This window comes from Segatella sp. (genome assembly GCF_977051555.1).
Genome location: NZ_CDRSSE010000020.1, coordinates 1 through 17,924, shown reverse-complemented (window position 1 = coordinate 17,924; position 17,924 = coordinate 1). Strand labels below are relative to the sequence as shown.

At 45.9% G+C, this 17,924-nt stretch carries 13 protein-coding genes and 2 pseudogenes; 9 read left to right on the top strand and 6 right to left on the bottom strand.

The features are described from left to right. Positions 1 to 867: a phosphatidate cytidylyltransferase gene (locus ACWJAO_RS06605; RefSeq protein WP_449139679.1), complete on the top strand. Its 867-nt coding sequence runs from the start codon at positions 1 to 3 to the stop codon at positions 865 to 867. Positions 868 to 1,070: 203 nt separating this feature from the next. Here the strand turns inward: ACWJAO_RS06605 and ACWJAO_RS06600 are convergent, their stop codons facing one another. From ACWJAO_RS06600 to surE, 3 genes and pseudogenes are all read right to left on the bottom strand, one after another. Beyond that, positions 1,071 to 2,024, bottom strand: coding sequence for a glycoside hydrolase family 5 protein (locus tag ACWJAO_RS06600; RefSeq protein WP_449139678.1), 954 nt, complete (start codon positions 2,022 to 2,024; stop codon positions 1,071 to 1,073). A 472-nt stretch (positions 2,025 to 2,496) separates the two neighbouring features. Beyond that, positions 2,497 to 3,639, bottom strand: a pseudogene (gene lpxB, locus ACWJAO_RS06595) (lipid-A-disaccharide synthase); the annotation flags it as partial. 2 nt (positions 3,640 to 3,641) lie between these two features. Then, positions 3,642 to 4,406, bottom strand: coding sequence for a 5'/3'-nucleotidase SurE (gene surE, locus ACWJAO_RS06590; RefSeq protein ID WP_153114148.1), 765 nt, complete (start codon positions 4,404 to 4,406; stop codon positions 3,642 to 3,644). A gap of 100 nt (positions 4,407 to 4,506) precedes the next feature. On the opposite strand from surE, the gene ACWJAO_RS06585 reads away from it, so the two are divergent. The 6 genes from ACWJAO_RS06585 to ACWJAO_RS06560 all read left to right on the top strand — a co-directional run bounded on the left by ACWJAO_RS06585 (position 4,507) and on the right by ACWJAO_RS06560 (position 11,903). Continuing rightward, complete coding sequence (locus tag ACWJAO_RS06585) at positions 4,507 to 5,271, top strand: ParA family protein (RefSeq protein ID WP_117586026.1); 765 nt, start codon at positions 4,507 to 4,509, stop codon at positions 5,269 to 5,271. 56 nt (positions 5,272 to 5,327) lie between these two features. Next, a complete protein-coding gene (locus ACWJAO_RS06580; protein WP_022121424.1) occupies positions 5,328 to 6,239 on the top strand; it encodes a ParB/RepB/Spo0J family partition protein in 912 nt (303 codons plus the stop codon). A gap of 57 nt (positions 6,240 to 6,296) precedes the next feature. Beyond that, positions 6,297 to 6,983 carry a DUF5683 domain-containing protein gene (locus tag ACWJAO_RS06575; protein WP_217314805.1) on the top strand — a complete coding sequence of 229 codons (687 nt, stop codon included), beginning with the start codon at positions 6,297 to 6,299 and terminating at the stop codon, positions 6,981 to 6,983. A gap of 84 nt (positions 6,984 to 7,067) precedes the next feature. Further along, the gene (locus ACWJAO_RS06570) at positions 7,068 to 8,426 is read left to right on the top strand and encodes a transglycosylase SLT domain-containing protein (protein ID WP_449139677.1); all 1,359 of its coding nucleotides are present in this window, start codon (positions 7,068 to 7,070) and stop codon (positions 8,424 to 8,426) included. A gap of 65 nt (positions 8,427 to 8,491) precedes the next feature. Then, complete coding sequence (locus ACWJAO_RS06565; protein WP_287829956.1) at positions 8,492 to 10,777, top strand: RelA/SpoT family protein; 2,286 nt, start codon at positions 8,492 to 8,494, stop codon at positions 10,775 to 10,777. Positions 10,778 to 10,913: 136 nt separating this feature from the next. Then, the gene (locus tag ACWJAO_RS06560) at positions 10,914 to 11,903 is read left to right on the top strand and encodes a pectinesterase family protein (RefSeq protein ID WP_117691726.1); all 990 of its coding nucleotides are present in this window, start codon (positions 10,914 to 10,916) and stop codon (positions 11,901 to 11,903) included. A gap of 28 nt (positions 11,904 to 11,931) precedes the next feature. Here the strand turns inward: ACWJAO_RS06560 and ACWJAO_RS06555 are convergent, their stop codons facing one another. Beyond that, a complete protein-coding gene (locus ACWJAO_RS06555) occupies positions 11,932 to 12,279 on the bottom strand; it encodes a MerR family transcriptional regulator (protein WP_022121419.1) in 348 nt (115 codons plus the stop codon). Between the two features lie 177 nt (positions 12,280 to 12,456). Here ACWJAO_RS06555 and alaS point away from each other — a divergent pair, with 177 nt between their 5' ends. Further along, positions 12,457 to 15,120, top strand: coding sequence for an alanine--tRNA ligase (gene alaS / locus ACWJAO_RS06550; protein ID WP_218459869.1), 2,664 nt, complete (start codon positions 12,457 to 12,459; stop codon positions 15,118 to 15,120). A gap of 533 nt (positions 15,121 to 15,653) precedes the next feature. Here the strand turns inward: alaS and ACWJAO_RS06545 are convergent. Continuing rightward, positions 15,654 to 16,259 carry an aminotransferase class IV family protein gene (locus tag ACWJAO_RS06545; protein ID WP_449139676.1) on the bottom strand — a complete coding sequence of 202 codons (606 nt, stop codon included), beginning with the start codon at positions 16,257 to 16,259 and terminating at the stop codon, positions 15,654 to 15,656. Positions 16,260 to 16,272: 13 nt separating this feature from the next. Beyond that, positions 16,273 to 17,262 (bottom strand): aminodeoxychorismate synthase component I, encoded by a 990-nt coding sequence (locus tag ACWJAO_RS06540; protein WP_449139675.1) that lies wholly within the window; start codon positions 17,260 to 17,262, stop codon positions 16,273 to 16,275. Positions 17,263 to 17,641: 379 nt separating this feature from the next. Here ACWJAO_RS06540 and ACWJAO_RS06535 point away from each other — a divergent pair. Continuing rightward, positions 17,642 to 17,924: pseudogene (locus ACWJAO_RS06535) on the top strand (SusC/RagA family TonB-linked outer membrane protein); the annotation flags it as partial.

Sequence of the window (17,924 nt, the reverse complement as noted above, 5' to 3'; positions counted from 1 at the left end):
ATGACTGACAAACAGAAGAATCTAGTGATAAGATCCATCACAGGCGTATTTTTCGTAGTGTGCATGGTATCTTGCTTTCTCAATCCCAGGGCAATGGTTATCCTGTTCGCCCTCATTACCGGATTGAGCATCTGGGAGTATTGCGGATTAGTTAACCAGAAGGAGAATGTTACGGTAAACCGTTTCATCAGCACCGTGGCGGGTGTTTACTTCTTCCTTGCCGTGGCTGGTTTCCGTATGGGCATCGTGGGCAATTTCGTGGTTTTCGTACCTTATCTGCTCACCATCCTCTATCTCTTCATCAGCGAACTGTATACGGGCAACAAGGATGCCATCAATGATTGGGCTTACACCATGCTCTCTCAGTTGTACATCGCCTTGCCTTTCTCGATGATCAACGTATTGAGTTTCGAGACATCAGCTTTCGATGGTCAGATACATTACGACATGCTGTTGCCTTTGAGCATTTTCATTTTCCTCTGGACCAATGATACCGGTGCCTATTGCAGCGGTTCGCTTTTCGGCAAGCATAAGCTCTTTCCTCGCATCAGCCCAGCCAAGAGTTGGGAAGGCAGCATAGGTGGAGGCATATTCGTACTGATAGCAGCAGGCATCATCGGCTATATCGCCAACGATGGCGAAGCCCACCGCCTCAGCATTCTCAGTTGGGAAGGTTTAGGTCTGGTTGTGGTATTCTTCGGAACATGGGGCGATCTGGTAGAGAGCCTCTTCAAACGTACCCTCGGAGTAAAGGATAGCGGCAACATTCTGCCAGGACATGGAGGCATGCTCGACCGCTTCGACTCTTCACTCATGGCGATACCGGCAGCAGTAATCTATCTCTACACCATCCAGTTGTTTGGATAATACATCTTTTATGAGATAAAGGTCGAACCTATAGTTTGACCAAGCACAAAGAAAGGCAGGGATTCCGCAAAGAACCCCTGCCTTTCTTTTTCATATCACCATAAAAAAAACGCAAGTAGCTTCGGTGGCTCTCGCAAGTATCTGCGATGGGCTATGCAAGTACTTGCGATAGGCCACGAAAGTACTTGCAATAAACTATGCTGTTATCTGTTATATTTCTTCAGTGCCTGCTTCACCATTTTGCCCCATGGTTTGATGAGATCATCTGTCCAGTTGCCGGTAGCCTTGGCACGTGGCAAAAGCATGGAACAGGTTTCATCCTTATCCGAAACCGACCAGTTTACCCAACTCACCTTGTTTTTCTCCATGACATCAAGCCATTTCTGATACTCATCAGGAGCCAGCGGCCCATTACCCGAAGCCTCCATACCAGCACATTCTGATACAAAGACCGGCAAACCGCTCTTCACGGCAGCCTCCAGTTTATCACGCAGACAATCTTTATGGGTGGCTGCATAGAAATGAAGGGTATACATCACATTCGCTACACCCTCGATAGGACTCTTTGCCACGATATCAATATCCTGGTCCCAATGCGGACAGCCCATTAGGATGATATTATCCGGATCATACTTTCTGATTTCCGTGATGATGGTTTTAGCGTATACCTTCAAGTCTTCCCACTTATCCTCTACAGGTTCGTTGTAGAGTTCGTAAAGCACATGAGGATATTTACCATACTTCTGCGCCATCTTTCCGAAGAAGGCCTTAGCCTCGGCTGTATGCATCTTGTGTGCATGCCAGTCGATAATCACGTAGGTATCATTCTTGATGGCAGCATCTATCACCTGGGTAATGCATTTCAGAGCAAAGTCTGGATTTTCCAGATAGTTGTCGTCTATCTGAATTCCCATGGCTGCTCTGATGATGTTGGCATGCCAGTCTTGCACAAGCCATTTCACCGCTTTTTTGTTGTAGAACCGAGGCCAGATGTTGTGCCATCCCAGACTCACGCCTCTCAACACTACAGGGTTACCACTTTGGTCGCAAATCTGCGCACCTTTTACCTGCAACTGTCCCCATTGCTTTACAGGGTTTGCTGCATACACTTGTGCCATACAAAAGAGGGCACAAATGAGACTCATTAGTTTTTTCATTTTTTTAGGGTTTAAATTAAATATATATTTTTGGGTTTGTTTTTTAGGATAGCCAATAATCCTACATAGGTAGCAGATTACAAATCTGCCTTAGTCAGCAGTTCTGCAGCGGATTGATATCCGCCACAGAACTGAAAGAGATTGCTTTTTATCAAAACATTTCACCTTTTTCCTGTTCTTCTTCAAAGCGTTCACCCTTCTGGGCTTCCTGCGCCTCATACTGTGCCTGGGCTGCACGCTGCTGAGCCTCACGTGCCTTAGCCTCAGCCGCCAGTCGGGCTTTTTCTGCTCTTATTCTTGCCAGTTCAGCCTCTTCTTCTGCCCGTTTCTGCGCCGCCAAAGCTTCCTCTTCGGCACGTTTCTTAGCAGCCTCGGCTTCAGCTATCGCCTTCTGTCGCGCACGCTCTGCAGCCTCAGCAGCAGCTTTGGCTTCAGCTTCAGCACGCTCACGAGCCATACGGAGAAGCATTTCCCTACGCTTAACCAGAAGATCAAACATGATACCCGCAGCCTCATCCGGCGCAACCTTATCGCCTAACAGAGTTCGAACTTCCTGATATTCTGCCAACATCTTATCCCTGCCAGGTTCTCCCGAAAGAATCTGATAAAGTTCGTTGGCAATACCATCAACAGAAAAGCGGTCAGCAAGCATCTCCGGCACAATCTCCTTATTGACGATAAGATTCACCAGCGAGATAAACTTCACTTTGATGATATGCTTGAAACCGAAACGGATGAGATGAGGTACAGGCGTTTCATAACATACCACCTGAGGCACATCGAAAAGAGCCGTCTCTAAAGTTGCAGTACCACTGGTAACAAGAGCTGCCGTAGCATGCGACAAGAGCGGATAAGTCTTGTTACGCACCAGTTTGACAGGTGTACCTTTGATAAACTTCTCATAGTAAGCATCGTCTATCGAAGGAGCACCGGCAAGCACCATCTGATAATCTTCAAAACGCTCAGCCACCTCAATCATCGCCGGCAGATTGTCTTTAATTTCCTGCAGACGGCTTCCTGCCAGCAAAGCGACAACAGGACGATAGGTGTCAAGATTATTCTCCTGACAGAATTCCGTAAAACTCTGATGATATCCCGACCTGAACTCCCCTACTTCCTGAGCCGTAGGATTACCTACATAGTGAATAGGATAACGGTGCTTCTTTTCGAAGAACGGTACCTCGAATGGCAAGATTGAGAAGAGTTCAGCGATATCACGTTTAATGCTGCGGATCCGCCACTCCTTCCATGCCCATATCTTAGGAGAAATGTAATAATAGGCAGGGATATTGGTGTTCTTTTTCAAGAACTTAGCTATCTTGAGATTAAATCCCGGATAATCTACCAGTATCACTACATCCGGTTTCCATTTCACAATATCTTCCTTGCATCTCTTCATGTTCGAAAAGATGGTACCCAAATGTAGCAGTACAGGCACAAAACCCATATAAGCCAACTCCTTAAAATGCTTGACGCGAGTGCCACCTTCAGCAGCCATCAAATCACCGCCGAAGAAACGGAATTCAGCAAACTCGTCTATTTTTTTCAACGAGCGCATCAATCTGCTGGCATGCAAATCTCCACTAGCCTCGCCTACTATCAGGTAATACTTCATAATTATAATTCAAAGTTCTTTAACCAATCATAATCCGTTACATCAATCTTAGTTGGGGTAATAGCGATGTAACCATGATTCACAGCCCATTGGTCAGTATCCGTTGCCTCCGGTTCGTCATTACGGTATTCACCCACCATCCAATAATAATCATATCCATGCGGATGAGTGCGATGATCCACCTCATTGATCCAGGAGCCATGAGTCATCCGGCAACCCTTGAAACCCTTGAACGGAGGTAAAGCCGGGAAGTTGACATTCAGACAGGTATATTCCGGCAATCCCTTCTCCAGCACCATCTTAACAACCTTCAGTACCCCATCGCGCAAAGGAGTGAGATCAGCATTTTCATCATAATTGCAACTGCTGAAGGCTATGCTTGGAATATGCTGCATACAGCCCTCCTTAGCTACACCCATCGTTCCCGAATAATGATTGTTCACACTCGAATTGTCACCATGATTGATACCGCCGATAATCAAATCGGGCTTGCGATCAGCAAGAAACTGATCCAACGCCAGTTTCACACAGTCAACCGGTGTGCCGCTACATGACCAAACCTCCACATCATTCCCCATATTGTGGCGACGCTTCAGGCGCAAGGGAGTAGTAGCCGAGAAGGCACAGGCGAATCCCGAACGGGCACTTTCCGGTGCAACAACCAGCAGGTCACACCAGTCTTTCAGAAAGTTCACAAGGGTCTTGATTCCATTGGCATGATAGCCATCATCATTCGAAATTAATACTAACGGTTTCTTATTTTCCATAAAAATATCTTTCTTTTTGGTGCAAAAGTACGAAAAAACCTTTAAAGATAGCGACTTTCTCACAATATTTTTGTATCTTTGCCGAAAATTTACTAAGAAAATGGGAAAAATCATCGCATTAGCTAACCAAAAAGGCGGTGTAGGAAAGACTACTACCACCATTAACTTGGCAGCATCGCTTGCCACGCTAGAGAAAACGGTACTCGTAGTGGACGCCGACCCACAGGCAAACGCTTCCAGTGGATTGGGCGTGGACATCAGCGAGGTAGACTGCTCGCTCTACGAATGCATCATCGACCATGCAGACGTGCGCGATGCTATCTACACCACCGACATTGATGGACTCGACATCATTCCTAGTCATATCGACCTGGTAGGTGCCGAGATAGAGATGTTGAATCTCAAAAATCGCGAAAAGGTGATTAAGACATTGCTGCAGCCTATCCGTGACGAATACGACTACATTCTGATAGACTGTTCGCCTTCGCTCGGCCTCATCACCGTCAATTCGTTGACAGCAGCCGACAGTGTCATCATCCCAGTTCAATGTGAATATTTCGCTCTTGAAGGTATCAGCAAATTGCTCAATACCATCAAGATCATCAAGAGCAAGCTGAATCCGAAACTCGAGATAGAAGGTTTCCTGCTCACCATGTATGATAGTCGTCTACGCCTTGCCAACCAGATATACGACGAGGTGAAACGCCACTTCCAGGAATTGGTGTTCAAGACCGTAATCCAGCGCAACGTGAAGCTGAGCGAGAGTCCGAGCCATGGTCTTCCAGTTATCCTTTACGATGCAGAAAGCAATGGAGCCAAGAACCATCTGGCCTTGGCAAAGGAGATTATCAACAAGAATAGTTAAGATTTGGAAATTGAGCCCTTTCAGAAAGTTCAATGTTCAAAATTAAAAGTAAAAAAATGGCAGTACACAAGAAATACAACAACGGTACAAAGAGCAACGCTTTAGGACGCGGACTCGATGCCCTCATCTCTACCGAGGGAGTGCGCACCCAGGGCAGCAGTACCATCAATGAAATTCCTCTCGACCAGATTGAGGCGAATCCCAATCAGCCACGCCGGGAGTTTGACGACGAAGCCCTACATGAGCTCGCCGAAAGCATCAAGGCCATAGGCATCATCCAGCCTATCACCTTAAGACAGGTTTCAGAAAACAGATTCCAGATTATCGCCGGTGAACGCCGCTGGCGCGCTTCACAACTTGCGGGGCTGACAGCTATCCCTGCATACATCCGCACCATCAGCGATGAGAACGTAATGGAAATGGCGCTCGTAGAGAATATCCAGCGCCAAGACCTCAACGCCATAGAAATAGCACTCGCCTACGAACACCTTCTGGAAAACGAGGGTATGACACAGGAGAAAATTTCAGAACGTGTGGGCAAGAGCCGTGCAGCTATCGCCAACTATCTGCGACTGCTCAAACTTCCTGCCCAGGTGCAGATGGCACTACAGAAGAAAGAAATCGACATGGGTCATTGCCGTGCCCTACTGGCCCTCGACTCACCTTCGCTGCAAATCAAGTTGTTCAAGGAGATACAGAAAAACGGTTACTCTGTGAGAAAAGTTGAAGAGATGGTACAGCGACTCAAGAGCGGAGAAGACATCGAGAGCGGTAAGAAAACCATCACGGCTAAGGCTCAGATGCCTGAGGAATTTACACAACTCAAAAACCGCCTGTCACAGTTTCTCAATACCAAAGTGCAGTTCACCTGCTCTGCTAAGGGCAAGGGAAAAATCAGCATTCCATTCGCCAACGAAGAGGAGCTGGAGCACATCATGAATGTTTTCGATCAGTTAAAGCAAGAATAAAAAGTGAAACTCAGTATATCACAAATCTGTTTGGCAACCCTGCTGCTCCTGACACCGATGGGCGCACAGGCACAGAAGTCGAAACAAAAAAAACAAGTGACCGATGTGCCAGCCATCGCATCAGCCGACTCGGCAAAAATAGCCATCGACTCGATGCTTACCGCACAAGACAGCAGCAAACTGGCAAGCCTCAACCAACCAGTAAAGCCTGTACGCAAAAAGCGCAACTGGGCTACCTGGCGACCTGATACCAAGCGTGCCATGTGGTTGGCACTGGTATTGCCTGGTGCCGGACAGATATACAATCGCAAATATTGGAAACTGCCTTTCATCTATGGCGGTTTCGTAGGCTGTACATACGCCATCACCTGGAACAACCAGATGTATCACGACTATTCGCAAGCCTACATGGATATTATGGACGATGACCCAAACACCCAGAGCTACAATCAGTTTCTGCACTTGGGTGCCCAGATCAACGAATCGAACATAGAACGCTATAAGGAAATCTTCCGCAAGCGAAAAGATAAATATCGCCGTTGGAGAGACTTGGGAACCTTCGTCATGATAGGCATCTATGCCTTTTCAGTGATTGATGCTTACGTAGATGCATCGCTCTCGGAATTTGACATCTCCGATGATCTCTCGCTCCGAATAGAGCCTACCATGCTGAATAACGGCAACAAGACTGCCAATCCGTTGCGGTCTGGAAGCCTCGGCGTAAGTTGCTCACTCACATTTTAATGCGTGAGGAGTCAGAATACACCTATTTATATATATTATAACGCAAAATAGAAATTAGAAACATAGACGAGATAAAACATCAATATGAAGAAAATACTAGTCATGGCAGCAGCGATGCTGTTCAGCTTACAAGGCATTCATGCCCAAACCGACGTTACAGAAGAAACAGATAGCGATGATATCATCACCGTTACCGACAAAGACGGAAAGCAGGAGGAAATCGAAGTACCAGAGGGATTGGAAGATAACCTCGACAGCCTGCTCCACCTTTACAATGCACAGACTTACATGATGGCAGATACAACCTGCAAATACCGCGATGTAAACCCTGTCTTCGAGAAGGAAGTGTATATCGACCGTCTGAAGAGAATGCCTACCATCATCGAAATGCCATACAATGAGGTAGTACAGAAATTCATAGACCGATACAGCGGTAAATTACGCCGTTCGGTAAGTTTTATGTTGGGAGCAAGTAACTTCTACATGCCTATCTTCGAAGAGGCATTAGAGGCTTACAACCTACCACTGGAATTGAAATATCTGCCAGTTATCGAATCGGCACTCAACCCTAAAGCTGTATCACGTGTTGGTGCCACAGGTTTATGGCAGTTTATGCTGCCTACCGGCAAGCGATATGGACTGGAAGTAAACTCACTCATCGATGAACGCCGCGACCCGGTAAAAGCATCCTATGCAGCCGCCCACTATCTGAGCGACCTGTACAAAATATTCGACGATTGGAGCCTCGTGATTGCAGCTTACAACTGCGGACCAACCAATGTCAACAAGGCCATCCATCGTGCAAAAGGCAACGCCGACTACTGGAACATCTATCCATATCTGCCAAAGGAAACACGTGGATATGTACCAGCTTTCATCGCTGCCAACTACATCATGAACTACTACTGCGATCATAACATCTGCCCTATGGTAAGCGAACTGCCTGTAAAGACAGACACTATCGTAGTATCAAAAGATATCCACCTGGAGCAGATTTCCAAAGTGCTGAACATCGACATCGAGCACCTGCGCAATCTGAATCCACAGTATCGTCATGATATCATCAACGGATTGAACCATCCGATGGCATTGCGTCTTCCATCTACCCTCATCGGTAGTTTCATCGACCAGCAGGACAGCATCTGTGCTTACAGAGCCGATGAACTCTTCCTGAAGCGCGCTACCGTAGATGTCAATGATGCACAGCCAACCTATAGCCGCCCACGAAGCAGCTACAGTCGCCACAGCGCTTCTTCACGCAGCAAGAAGAGCTGCAAGCGAGGCAGAAACAGAAAACAAGGCAACAAGAGTGTAACCATCAAGAATGGTGATACCCTTTCTGAAATAGCAGCACGCCACGGAACAACCGTCAAAAAGTTGCGCAAACTGAACGGCATCAAGGGTAACAGTATCCGTGCCGGAAAGAAAATCAAAGTGAAATAAAAGAACTACGTACGCTGTAGTTTTTTCAGTCTAATTAAGAACATTATTTATTGGAGGGACCCACTATGGATGACCAGAACTTGAAAGACCTAGAAAGAGAGCAGGCTGATAACCAGTTGATTGGCGATGCCTTTCAACACCTGCTTGACACCTACCTGAGTTCGCGACACCGCAAGAAGGTAGATATAGTGACCAAGGCATTCAACTTCGCCCGACAGGCGCACAAAGGTGTGCGCCGTCTTTCGGGCGAACCATATATCATGCACCCTATCGCCGTGGCTCAGATAGCCTGCGAGGAGATGGGGCTCGGCTCAACGAGCATCTGTGCCGCACTGCTTCATGATGTGGTAGAAGATACCGACTACACAGTAGAAGATATCTCAAACATCTTTGGAGCCAAGGTGGCACAAATCGTTGATGGACTCACCAAGATCAGTGGTGGAATCTTCGGCGATAAGGCATCAGCACAGGCAGAAAACTTCAAAAAACTGTTGCTCACTATGAGCGATGACATCCGTGTTATCCTTATCAAGATTTGCGACCGCCTGCACAACATGCGCACGCTGGAATCGCAACCGGCCAACAAACAATACAAGATTGCGGGCGAAACCTTGTATATTTATGCACCTCTCGCCAACCGATTGGGCTTGAACAAAATCAAGACCGAACTCGAAGACCTCAGCTTCCGCTACGACCATCCACAGGAGTATGCCAACATAGAGCATAAACTTGCCGATACCGAATCGCAGCGAGATACCCTCTTCGAGAGTTTTACTGCACCTATCCGCGAAGAACTCGACAAGTTAGGTGTAGAATACAAAATCAAAGCACGTGTGAAGAGCCCTTATTCTATTTGGAACAAGATGCAGAACAAGCACGTTACCTTCGATGAGATTTACGACATTCTTGCTGTACGCATCATCTTTACGCCAAAGGTGAGAGCAAACGAAGTAAACGAATGCTTCAATATCTACGTAGCTATCAGCAAAATCTACAAGAGCCATCCAGACCGTCTGCGCGACTGGTTGAACCATCCGAAAGCAAACGGTTATCAGGCACTCCACGTTACACTGATGAGTAAGCAGGGAAGATGGATAGAAGTGCAGATCCGTTCCGACCGTATGGACGAGGTGGCAGAAAAGGGATTTGCTGCCCACTGGAAATACAAAGAAGGAAACGAAGGTGAATATACAGAAGATGAGAACGAACTGAACGACTGGCTCAGCACCATCAAGGAGATTCTGGACGATCCGCAGCCGGATGCCATGGACTTCCTCGATGCCATCAAGCTGAACCTCTATGCTTCAGAAATCTTCGTCTTCACACCAAAGGGAGAAATCAAGACGATGCCGGCAGGCTGTACTGCCCTCGACTTCGCCTTCCAGATTCATACCTTCCTGGGCAGCCACTGTATCGGAGCCAAGGTAAACCATAAGCTGGTTCCGCTGAGCCATAAGCTGCAAAGTGGCGACCAGGTTGAGATTCTTACTTCCAAGAGCCAGCATGTACAGGAAGAATGGGTAAACTTCGTCAGTTCGGCCAAGGCAAAGAGCAAGATTCTGGCTATCTTGCGCCGCGATTCACGAGAGGTTCAGAAGAAGGGAGAAAACATACTCACCGAATGGCTCAAGAAGAACAGCATCGAGATGAGTGCGTCGGTGGTAGACCGCCTATGCGATTTTCATAATATCCAGAAGCCTGAAACCCTCTTCCAGTCATTGGGAGACCATCAGATTATCCTAGGCGATAAAGACTTCAATGAGTTGCAGGGCAAGCCTAAGAAACAGCAGACCAGCAGCTGGCGCAATTATATCCCATTCCTGGGCAAGAGTAAGGAGAAGGCTCCAGAAAAAGGCATCGTGAAACCTCAGGAACTTTTCGTGGTGGGCAAAGACTTCAACAAGAAGAAGCCACTCATCCTGACCGAGGAGAATATCAACCAGTTTATCTTCCCTAGCTGCTGCCATGCGATTCCTGGCGATGATGTTATGGGCTTTATCGACAACAAGAACCGCATTGAAATACATAAGCGCTCTTGCAGCATAGCAGCCAAACTGAAGTCCAGTTTCGGCAACCGCATCGTAGATGCCAAATGGGATATGCACAAGCAGATACTCTTCGATGCTACCATCGAAATCAAGGGTATCGACCGTAAGGGCATGCTGCTGGATGTAAGTAAGGTGATTAGTGACCAGTTAGGCATCAATATCCACAAGATAACAATCAGTAGTGATAACGGTATCTTCGACGGAACCATCGAACTCCGTGTTCACGACCGCGAAGAAGTTAAGACCATTATGAACCAACTCCGAAATATTGATGATCTGCAGGAAGTACAGAGAATCCTGTAACTTAGGAGTTTATGATAATAAAGAAAAGATAAATAATAGAGAATCGCCGGATTTAAAATCTGGCGATTCTCTATGAAATCATACAGATTTCAACATCTTATAAAAACAGATTCAAAACAACAAGCTTAAAAACAATATGAAAAAATTATTCTTATCATTTTTAATGATGTTGACCCTGTTGCCTCTGGCAGCAGCCAACAAGTATGACAACCCCGACACGATTGTAGTATCTCGTGATGGTACCGGCGAATTCCGCACCATCGACGAAGCCATCGAAGTATGTCGCGCTTTCATGGATTACAGCAAGGTAATCTACGTTAAGAAAGGCGTATACAAGGAGAAACTCATCCTCCCTTCATGGCTCACCAACATCACCATCTGTGGTGAAGACCGTGATAACACCATCATCACATGGGACGATCATGCCAACATCAAGATGCCTGTAGGTGGACTCGATTCAGAAGCAGCTGTAAAGGGTAAACCGATGGGCACATTCCGCACTTATACCCTGAAGGTACAGGGCAGTTACATCACCCTGAAGAACATCACCATCGAGAACAATGCAGCCAAACTGGGACAAGCAGTCTCCCTGCATCTTGAAGGCGATCATATCCTGGTTCAGAACTGCCGTCTGCTGGGCAATCAGGATACCGTTTATACAGGTATAGCCAACAACCGTTCAGCCTTCTATGATTGCTACATCGAAGGAACCACCGATTTCATCTTTGGTCCGGGAAGAGCATGGTTTGAGAATTGTGAGATTCGCAGCAAGGCCAACAGCTACATCACAGCTGCATCCAGTCCTGCCGGTCAGGAATATGGCTATGTATTCAACAAGTGCAAGCTTACCGCCGAGCCAGGTGTAGACAAGGTTTATCTGGGCCGTCCATGGCGCCCTTATGCAGCTACCCTCTTCATGAATTGCGAAATGGGCAGCCACATCCGTCCAGAAGGATGGCACAACTGGGGCAAGCAGAGCAACGAACAGACAGCCCGCTACAGCGAATATAACAACCACGGTGCAGGTGCTGCAACCAAGGCACGCGTAGCCTGGAGCCGTCAGCTCACCAAGAAAGAAGCTGCTAAAGTTACCATCAAGAATGTCTTCGGCGAAGAAGCGTGGTAACCCTAGCTAATCATAAAGTCCAAAGTTACTAAACCAGTCCATCGAGCTGCTTTTTGAGTTCTTTGAGCTGGTCTCTTACAGAAATAAGGGTGTCGAGAACTTCAGAAGATTTCTCGGCACCCGTTCTGTTTTGGTTCAGATACTTGCGGGCAGCCGCAATCTTCAATCCCTTCACCTTGATAAGGTTGTAGATGAGCCTTACCTGCTCAATATCCTTATCGGTATACTGACGCACTTTATTGCCAGCAACCTTCGGTTTGAGAAAAGGAAACTCCTTTTCCCAATATCTCAACGTAGAGTCGTTTAGACCAAACATTTCACCTACTTCCTTGATAGAATAGTACAATTTCGTTGTTTTATCTGGAATTATTGCCATTTTTTCCGTCTTTAATTTCAAAAATAATTAATTTAGTTGCAAAATTAAACAATTCTTCTTATCTTTGCAAAGATTTTCGGAAGAAAATGCCCTAAAGGGCAAAAATATTTTCTGAGAGGATACTCAATCCCCTCTCCAAAACAGGAAAAAGAAATTAAAGATAAATATAAAAAAGATATGATGACAGCTAATGAAGTGCGCGAATCCTTCAAGAAATTCTTCGAAGGTAAGGGCCACAAAATTGTTCCATCAGCACCTATGGTTATTAAGGATGACCCAACGCTGATGTTTACAAACGCTGGTATGAACCAGTGGAAAGACATCATCCTCGGTACAAAAGACCCAGGCAAGGATGTTCGTCGTGTTGATACTCAGAAATGTCTCCGTGTAAGCGGTAAGCACAACGACCTCGAAGAGGTAGGTCACGATACTTACCACCACACCATGTTCGAGATGCTCGGTAACTGGAGCTTCGGCGACTACTTTAAGGAGGGTGCCATTGATTTGGCATGGGAGTATCTTACTGAAGTTTTGAAACTCAACCCTGCCGATCTCTACGTTACCGTATTCGAGGGTAGCAAGGAGGAAGGTCTGGAACGCGACAACGAGGCTGCAGGTTACTGGGCTAAGCACGTGCCAGCCGACCACATCATCAACGGTAACAAGCACGACAACTTCTGGGAGATGGGCGAAACAGGTCCTTGCGGTCCTTGCTCAGAGATTCACGTGGATTCTCGTACTCCAGAGGAGAAGGCTCAGGTGCCAGGCCGTGAGTTGGTAAACAAGGATAACCCTCAGGTCATCGAAATCTGGAACATCGTGTTCATGCAGTACAACCGCAAGGCTGATGGTTCTCTCGAACCTCTCCCAATGCACGTTATCGATACAGGTATGGGCTTCGAGCGCTTGGTTCGCATGTTGCAGGACAAGCACTCTAACTATGATACTGATATCTTCCAGCCAATCATCAAGGAAATTGAGGCTATCTCTGGCAAGAAGTATGGCTTCACTACTCCTACTGGTGAGAATGGCGAGGGCAAGGATGAGCAGGAGAAGATTGACATCGCTATGCGTGTCTGCGCCGACCACCTCCGTGCCGTAGCCTTCTCTATCGCCGATGGTCAGTTGCCAAGCAACGCCAAGGCAGGTTACGTAATCCGACGCATCTTGCGCCGTGCCGTACGTTACGCTTACACATTCCTCGGCCAGAAGCAGGCATTCATGTACAAGCTCGTTAATGTATTGGTAGAGCAGATGGGTGCAGCCTTCCCAGAGTTGCCAGCTCAGCAGGAGCTCATCACCCGCGTGATGAAAGAGGAAGAGGATTCATTCCTCCGCACCTTGGAGAAGGGTATCAACCTCCTCAATGGCGATATGGACGAGCTCAAGGCTCATGGCGAGACTCAGCTTGATGGCGTAAGCGCATTCCGCCTCTTCGATACATACGGTTTCCCTCTCGACCTGACAGAGCTCATCTGCCGTGAGAATGGTTACACCGTAGATGCTGCAGGCTTCGACGAGGAGATGAAGAAGCAGAAGGAACGTGCCCGCAATGCTGCTGCCGTAGAGAATGGCGACTGGGAGGTTTTGAAGGAAGGTGACCAGAACTTCGTAGGTTACGACTATACAGAATATGAGTGCCACATCCTGCGCTACCGCAAGGTGACTCAGAAGAAGAACTCTTTCTATGAGTTGGTACTCGACAACACTCCATTCTATGGTGAGATGGGTGGACAGGTTGGCGACAAGGGTGTACTCGTTAGCGAGAATGAGACCATCCAGGTTATCGACACCAAGCGCGAGAACAACCAGAGTATCCACATCGTAAAGGAGTTGCCAAAGGATGTAAACGCTGATTTCATGGCTTGCGTAGATATCGAGAACCGCGAGGGAAGTGCAGCCAACCATACAGCTACCCACTTGCTCGACTACTGCCTGAAGCAGGTTTTGGGCGAGCACGTAGAGCAGAAGGGTTCTTATGTAGATAAGGACACCTTGCGTTTCGACTTCTCTCACTTCCAGAAGGTAACTGATGAGGAGCTCCGCAAGGTAGAGCACATGGTAAACGAGATGATCCGTGCCGACTATCCATTGGATGAGCACCGCGATACTCCTATCGAGGAGGCTAAGGAGCTTGGCGCTATCGCCCTCTTCGGCGAGAAGTATGGCGACAAGGTTCGTGTGGTTCGCTTCGGTCCATCTGCTGAGTTCTGTGGTGGTATTCATGCCAAGAGCACAGGTAAGATTGGTTTCTTCAAGATTATCTCTGAGAGCAGCGTAGCAGCCGGCATCCGCCGTATCGAGGCTTTGACAGGCAAGGCTTGCGAGGAGGCTATCTACGGCTTACAGGATACCATCGTAGCCTTGAAGGGCTTGTTCAACAATGCCAAGGATCTCGAAGGTGTCATCAGAAAGTACATCGACGAGCACGATGCCTTGAAGAAGGATGTTGAGAAATTCCAGGCTCAGGCTGTAGAGCGTGCCAAAGATAAGCTTGTAGAGAATGCAAAAGAAATCAATGGTGTGAAGGTTGTTACAGCCGTATTGCCTATGGAGCCAGCAGCTGCCAAGGACTTGGTATTCAAGGTTCGCGAGGCATTGCCAGAGAACATGATCTGCGTGGTAGGTTCTGTTTATAACGACAAGCCTATGCTCAGCGTAATGTTCAGCGATGATATGGTAAAGGATCACGGTTTGAACGCTGGTAAGATGATTCGAGAAGCTGCCAAGCTGATTCAGGGCGGCGGTGGCGGTCAGCCTCACTATGCTCAAGCTGGCGGTAAGAACAAGGACGGCTTGAGTGCTGCAGTAGATAAGGTTGTAGAGTTGGCTCAGCTGTAATAAGCCTCTCCAAAAGAGTATATGATAAAGTTACCATAACTCTTAATAAGGTATAAAGGGTTGCAATCCATCTTTCCGAGGATTGTAACCCTTTTTCTATTGACATTAGAGGGGTCTCCATATCATAATTATCAATTTATGATAATCATCAAATGATAAAATTTCTTATTTCATTATCATTTTATGATAATCGCTTTATGATAATCGGAATAAAAGTTGTATCTTTGCAGAAGATAAGCTGCACTCGGCAATTAGAAAGCAAGCTTTCATTGCGCTCATTTGCACTATATTTGCAGAGGATAATCAAAAAAGTTGTATCAGTCTAATAATCAGCATAGTTGTTTCGACTGGTTTATTTATGGTAACGATTTAGCGAAAGTCAGACTACTTCTGCCTGCTTTACTTTGCATAATGGTTCAAACAACTCTTGCGGTTGCAAAGATATAGTATTTATTTGATAACACCAAATATTTTAGTAGCCATGTTCGCTACAATCATAAAATATCTTGTATATCAGAAGTAATAGAGAATGTTCAAAAGTGGACATTCTTCATTGCTATTTCTCTTTCCCCAAACTCAATCATCGCATTAAAAAGACTTACCTTGTTGGCATTTCGCAAATCTTCCAATGTAATATCTGCTTTTTGTATCATTCCCTTGTCCAATAGTGCGGCTCTTTTTGTGCCTGGCAATAAGGGATATTTGGGAGTCACCCAATGTTTGCCGTCAAATATGGCAAGGTTCGTGAATGAGGTATCCGTTAAAAGTCCATGTTTGACGATGATGATTTCGTCACAGTTTCCTTTCTGTGCGACCAAGGCATTGAGGCGACTGCGGTCGGTACTTTTGTAGCCATACGTTATCGTGTCGTCTTCGACCACTTGAAGGGAGTTTATGTTTCGAATAAAATACGGAGCATATTCTACTGCTTCAACGCCTTGTTCGCCATACACCACTCTCGCCTTGTAAAAATCCATGCTTTCCGTTGGATTTATCAGTTTTTCCAATGAGGGCATAGACGCATTGCATAATGAAGGAAAGAACTTACAGATGGTTTTCTCCATTCTTTCCTGATGATATGTAAGGGCTTGTGCCTTTCCATCCTTAATCTTTATTGTCTCTACGAATTGCTGTGCCATATTAAAATCTGTTCTATTCAAAAGGAAGATACACTTTTTGTAACACTTCCTCGTATTCTTTTCTGCAATCACTCTTCGAAGTAATGCCTCCTCCTGCCTTGAAATACGTTCCCAGACCGTCATTTTCAAGAAAGCGTATCATTACAGCCGAATTGAGTTCACCATTATTATATATACCCATGATTCCTGTATAGAATCCACGGTCATAGCCTTCCGCTTCATGGATTATTTCCATAGTCCTGTCCTTTGGCGCACCTGTTATGGAACCTGCGGGCAACATTGCATCCAATATGTTTCCGATGTGCTTTTGATAGTCGGTTGGTAACTTACCGCTTATTTCGGAACTGGTCTGGAGAATATTCCCCTTATTGGTATGGAGCACATCAATATAACGGTATTTATCCACCCTTACATGCTCCGCCACACGGCTAAGGTCATTGCGAATCAGATCCACAATGGTAGCATGTTCGGCAGCTTCTTTTTTATCGCCCATCAACACTTGTTCTGCTTCGGGTAAGGACGCGTCAATCGTGCCCTTCATCGGATAAGAATATATCATTCCGTTCTTTATCCTCACGAATGTTTCCGGCGAGAAGCACACGAACAGCCTATTGCTATTTCTGTCTTTTAGCAGAATCTTGTACTTGCCTTTAGCCCGTAGGAAGATGTCCTCAAACGTAAGGTTGCAGTCCACAGTCACCTTACATGTAAGGTTGGCGAGATAGCTGTTTCCACGCAGTATGTTGCTTTTGACGGTTTCGAAGCTTTTCGTGTAATTTTCAAAATTTGGCTCAAACACTTTCCACGTCGGATGTTTGGCAACAGAAAAGAGTGACTGCCGTTTTACATTGGTTATACCCTCAAAGTCATAAAGGCATTCGTCGGTAGCTATTTCCGACAGCTTCCGTATGTATGCTTCCGAACCTGCATAGTTGACAACAAAAAGGAAAGGTTCCTTTTCGTTAGCCAAATGATTGATACGGTCTATAATATTTTGTTTCATTGTCTTACATATAAAAATGCAAAATTATAATATTTATGAGAGAACGCCAAAAATATTAGTAGCCACATTGACTACATTTGAAAATTTGCATGACTTTTACCATTGTTTTTTAATACGCTAACAATAAGATACAAATACATAAAAATGGTTACTAACCTGTGATGTAATAATGAAAAATCACAAATATTTTACATCCTAAAAACTCCGTGAATCGTTATATTCTCGGACAGGTGCAGTTGTGATAGAGATTTACTCGACGTATTTCGATTTTTATCGTTAATAATACATAAATATTGGAGTTTATATACGTTTTTTAATGAATTGCACATTATCTTTGCTTATCAGAAATCATCCATAACCAAAGTAATAGAAATAGAAAATGGCAAAGAGCAAAAAAGACTTTACATTACTTCTCATTGCGCTCTTTTGCAGTTCTTTGGCTCATGCACAAAAGCAAGTTCCTGTAGAACGGAAAGATTCCATTGACAATGGAAGTAATATTATAAAGATAGTTGGAAATCATTCCAACAAGGGTGCGGCCAACAACGCCCTCGACGTGTTGAGTGGTCAGGCTGCTGGTGTCAACGTGACATCCAACGGTCTTGATCGCATGGCTATGCTCAATAGTGTGCGAGTACGTGGTACAACCTCCATCATCGGTG

Bases quoted from the DNA above. Each gene is read 5' to 3' on its own strand.
- ACWJAO_RS06605 (WP_449139679.1), top strand. From the start codon at position 1: ATGACTGACAAACAGAAGAATCTAGTGATAAGATCCATCACAGGCGTA.
- ACWJAO_RS06600 (WP_449139678.1), bottom strand. From the start codon at position 2,024: ATGAAAAAACTAATGAGTCTCATTTGTGCCCTCTTTTGTATGGCACAA.
- surE (WP_153114148.1), bottom strand. From the start codon at position 4,406: ATGGAAAATAAGAAACCGTTAGTATTAATTTCGAATGATGATGGCTAT.
- ACWJAO_RS06585 (WP_117586026.1), top strand. From the start codon at position 4,507: ATGGGAAAAATCATCGCATTAGCTAACCAAAAAGGCGGTGTAGGAAAG.
- ACWJAO_RS06580 (WP_022121424.1), top strand. From the start codon at position 5,328: ATGGCAGTACACAAGAAATACAACAACGGTACAAAGAGCAACGCTTTA.
- ACWJAO_RS06575 (WP_217314805.1), top strand. From the start codon at position 6,297: ATGGGCGCACAGGCACAGAAGTCGAAACAAAAAAAACAAGTGACCGAT.
- ACWJAO_RS06570 (WP_449139677.1), top strand. From the start codon at position 7,068: ATGAAGAAAATACTAGTCATGGCAGCAGCGATGCTGTTCAGCTTACAA.
- ACWJAO_RS06565 (WP_287829956.1), top strand. From the start codon at position 8,492: ATGGATGACCAGAACTTGAAAGACCTAGAAAGAGAGCAGGCTGATAAC.
- ACWJAO_RS06560 (WP_117691726.1), top strand. From the start codon at position 10,914: ATGAAAAAATTATTCTTATCATTTTTAATGATGTTGACCCTGTTGCCT.
- ACWJAO_RS06555 (WP_022121419.1), bottom strand. From the start codon at position 12,279: ATGGCAATAATTCCAGATAAAACAACGAAATTGTACTATTCTATCAAG.
- alaS (WP_218459869.1), top strand. From the start codon at position 12,457: ATGATGACAGCTAATGAAGTGCGCGAATCCTTCAAGAAATTCTTCGAA.
- ACWJAO_RS06545 (WP_449139676.1), bottom strand. From the start codon at position 16,259: ATGGCACAGCAATTCGTAGAGACAATAAAGATTAAGGATGGAAAGGCA.
- ACWJAO_RS06540 (WP_449139675.1), bottom strand. From the start codon at position 17,262: ATGAAACAAAATATTATAGACCGTATCAATCATTTGGCTAACGAAAAG.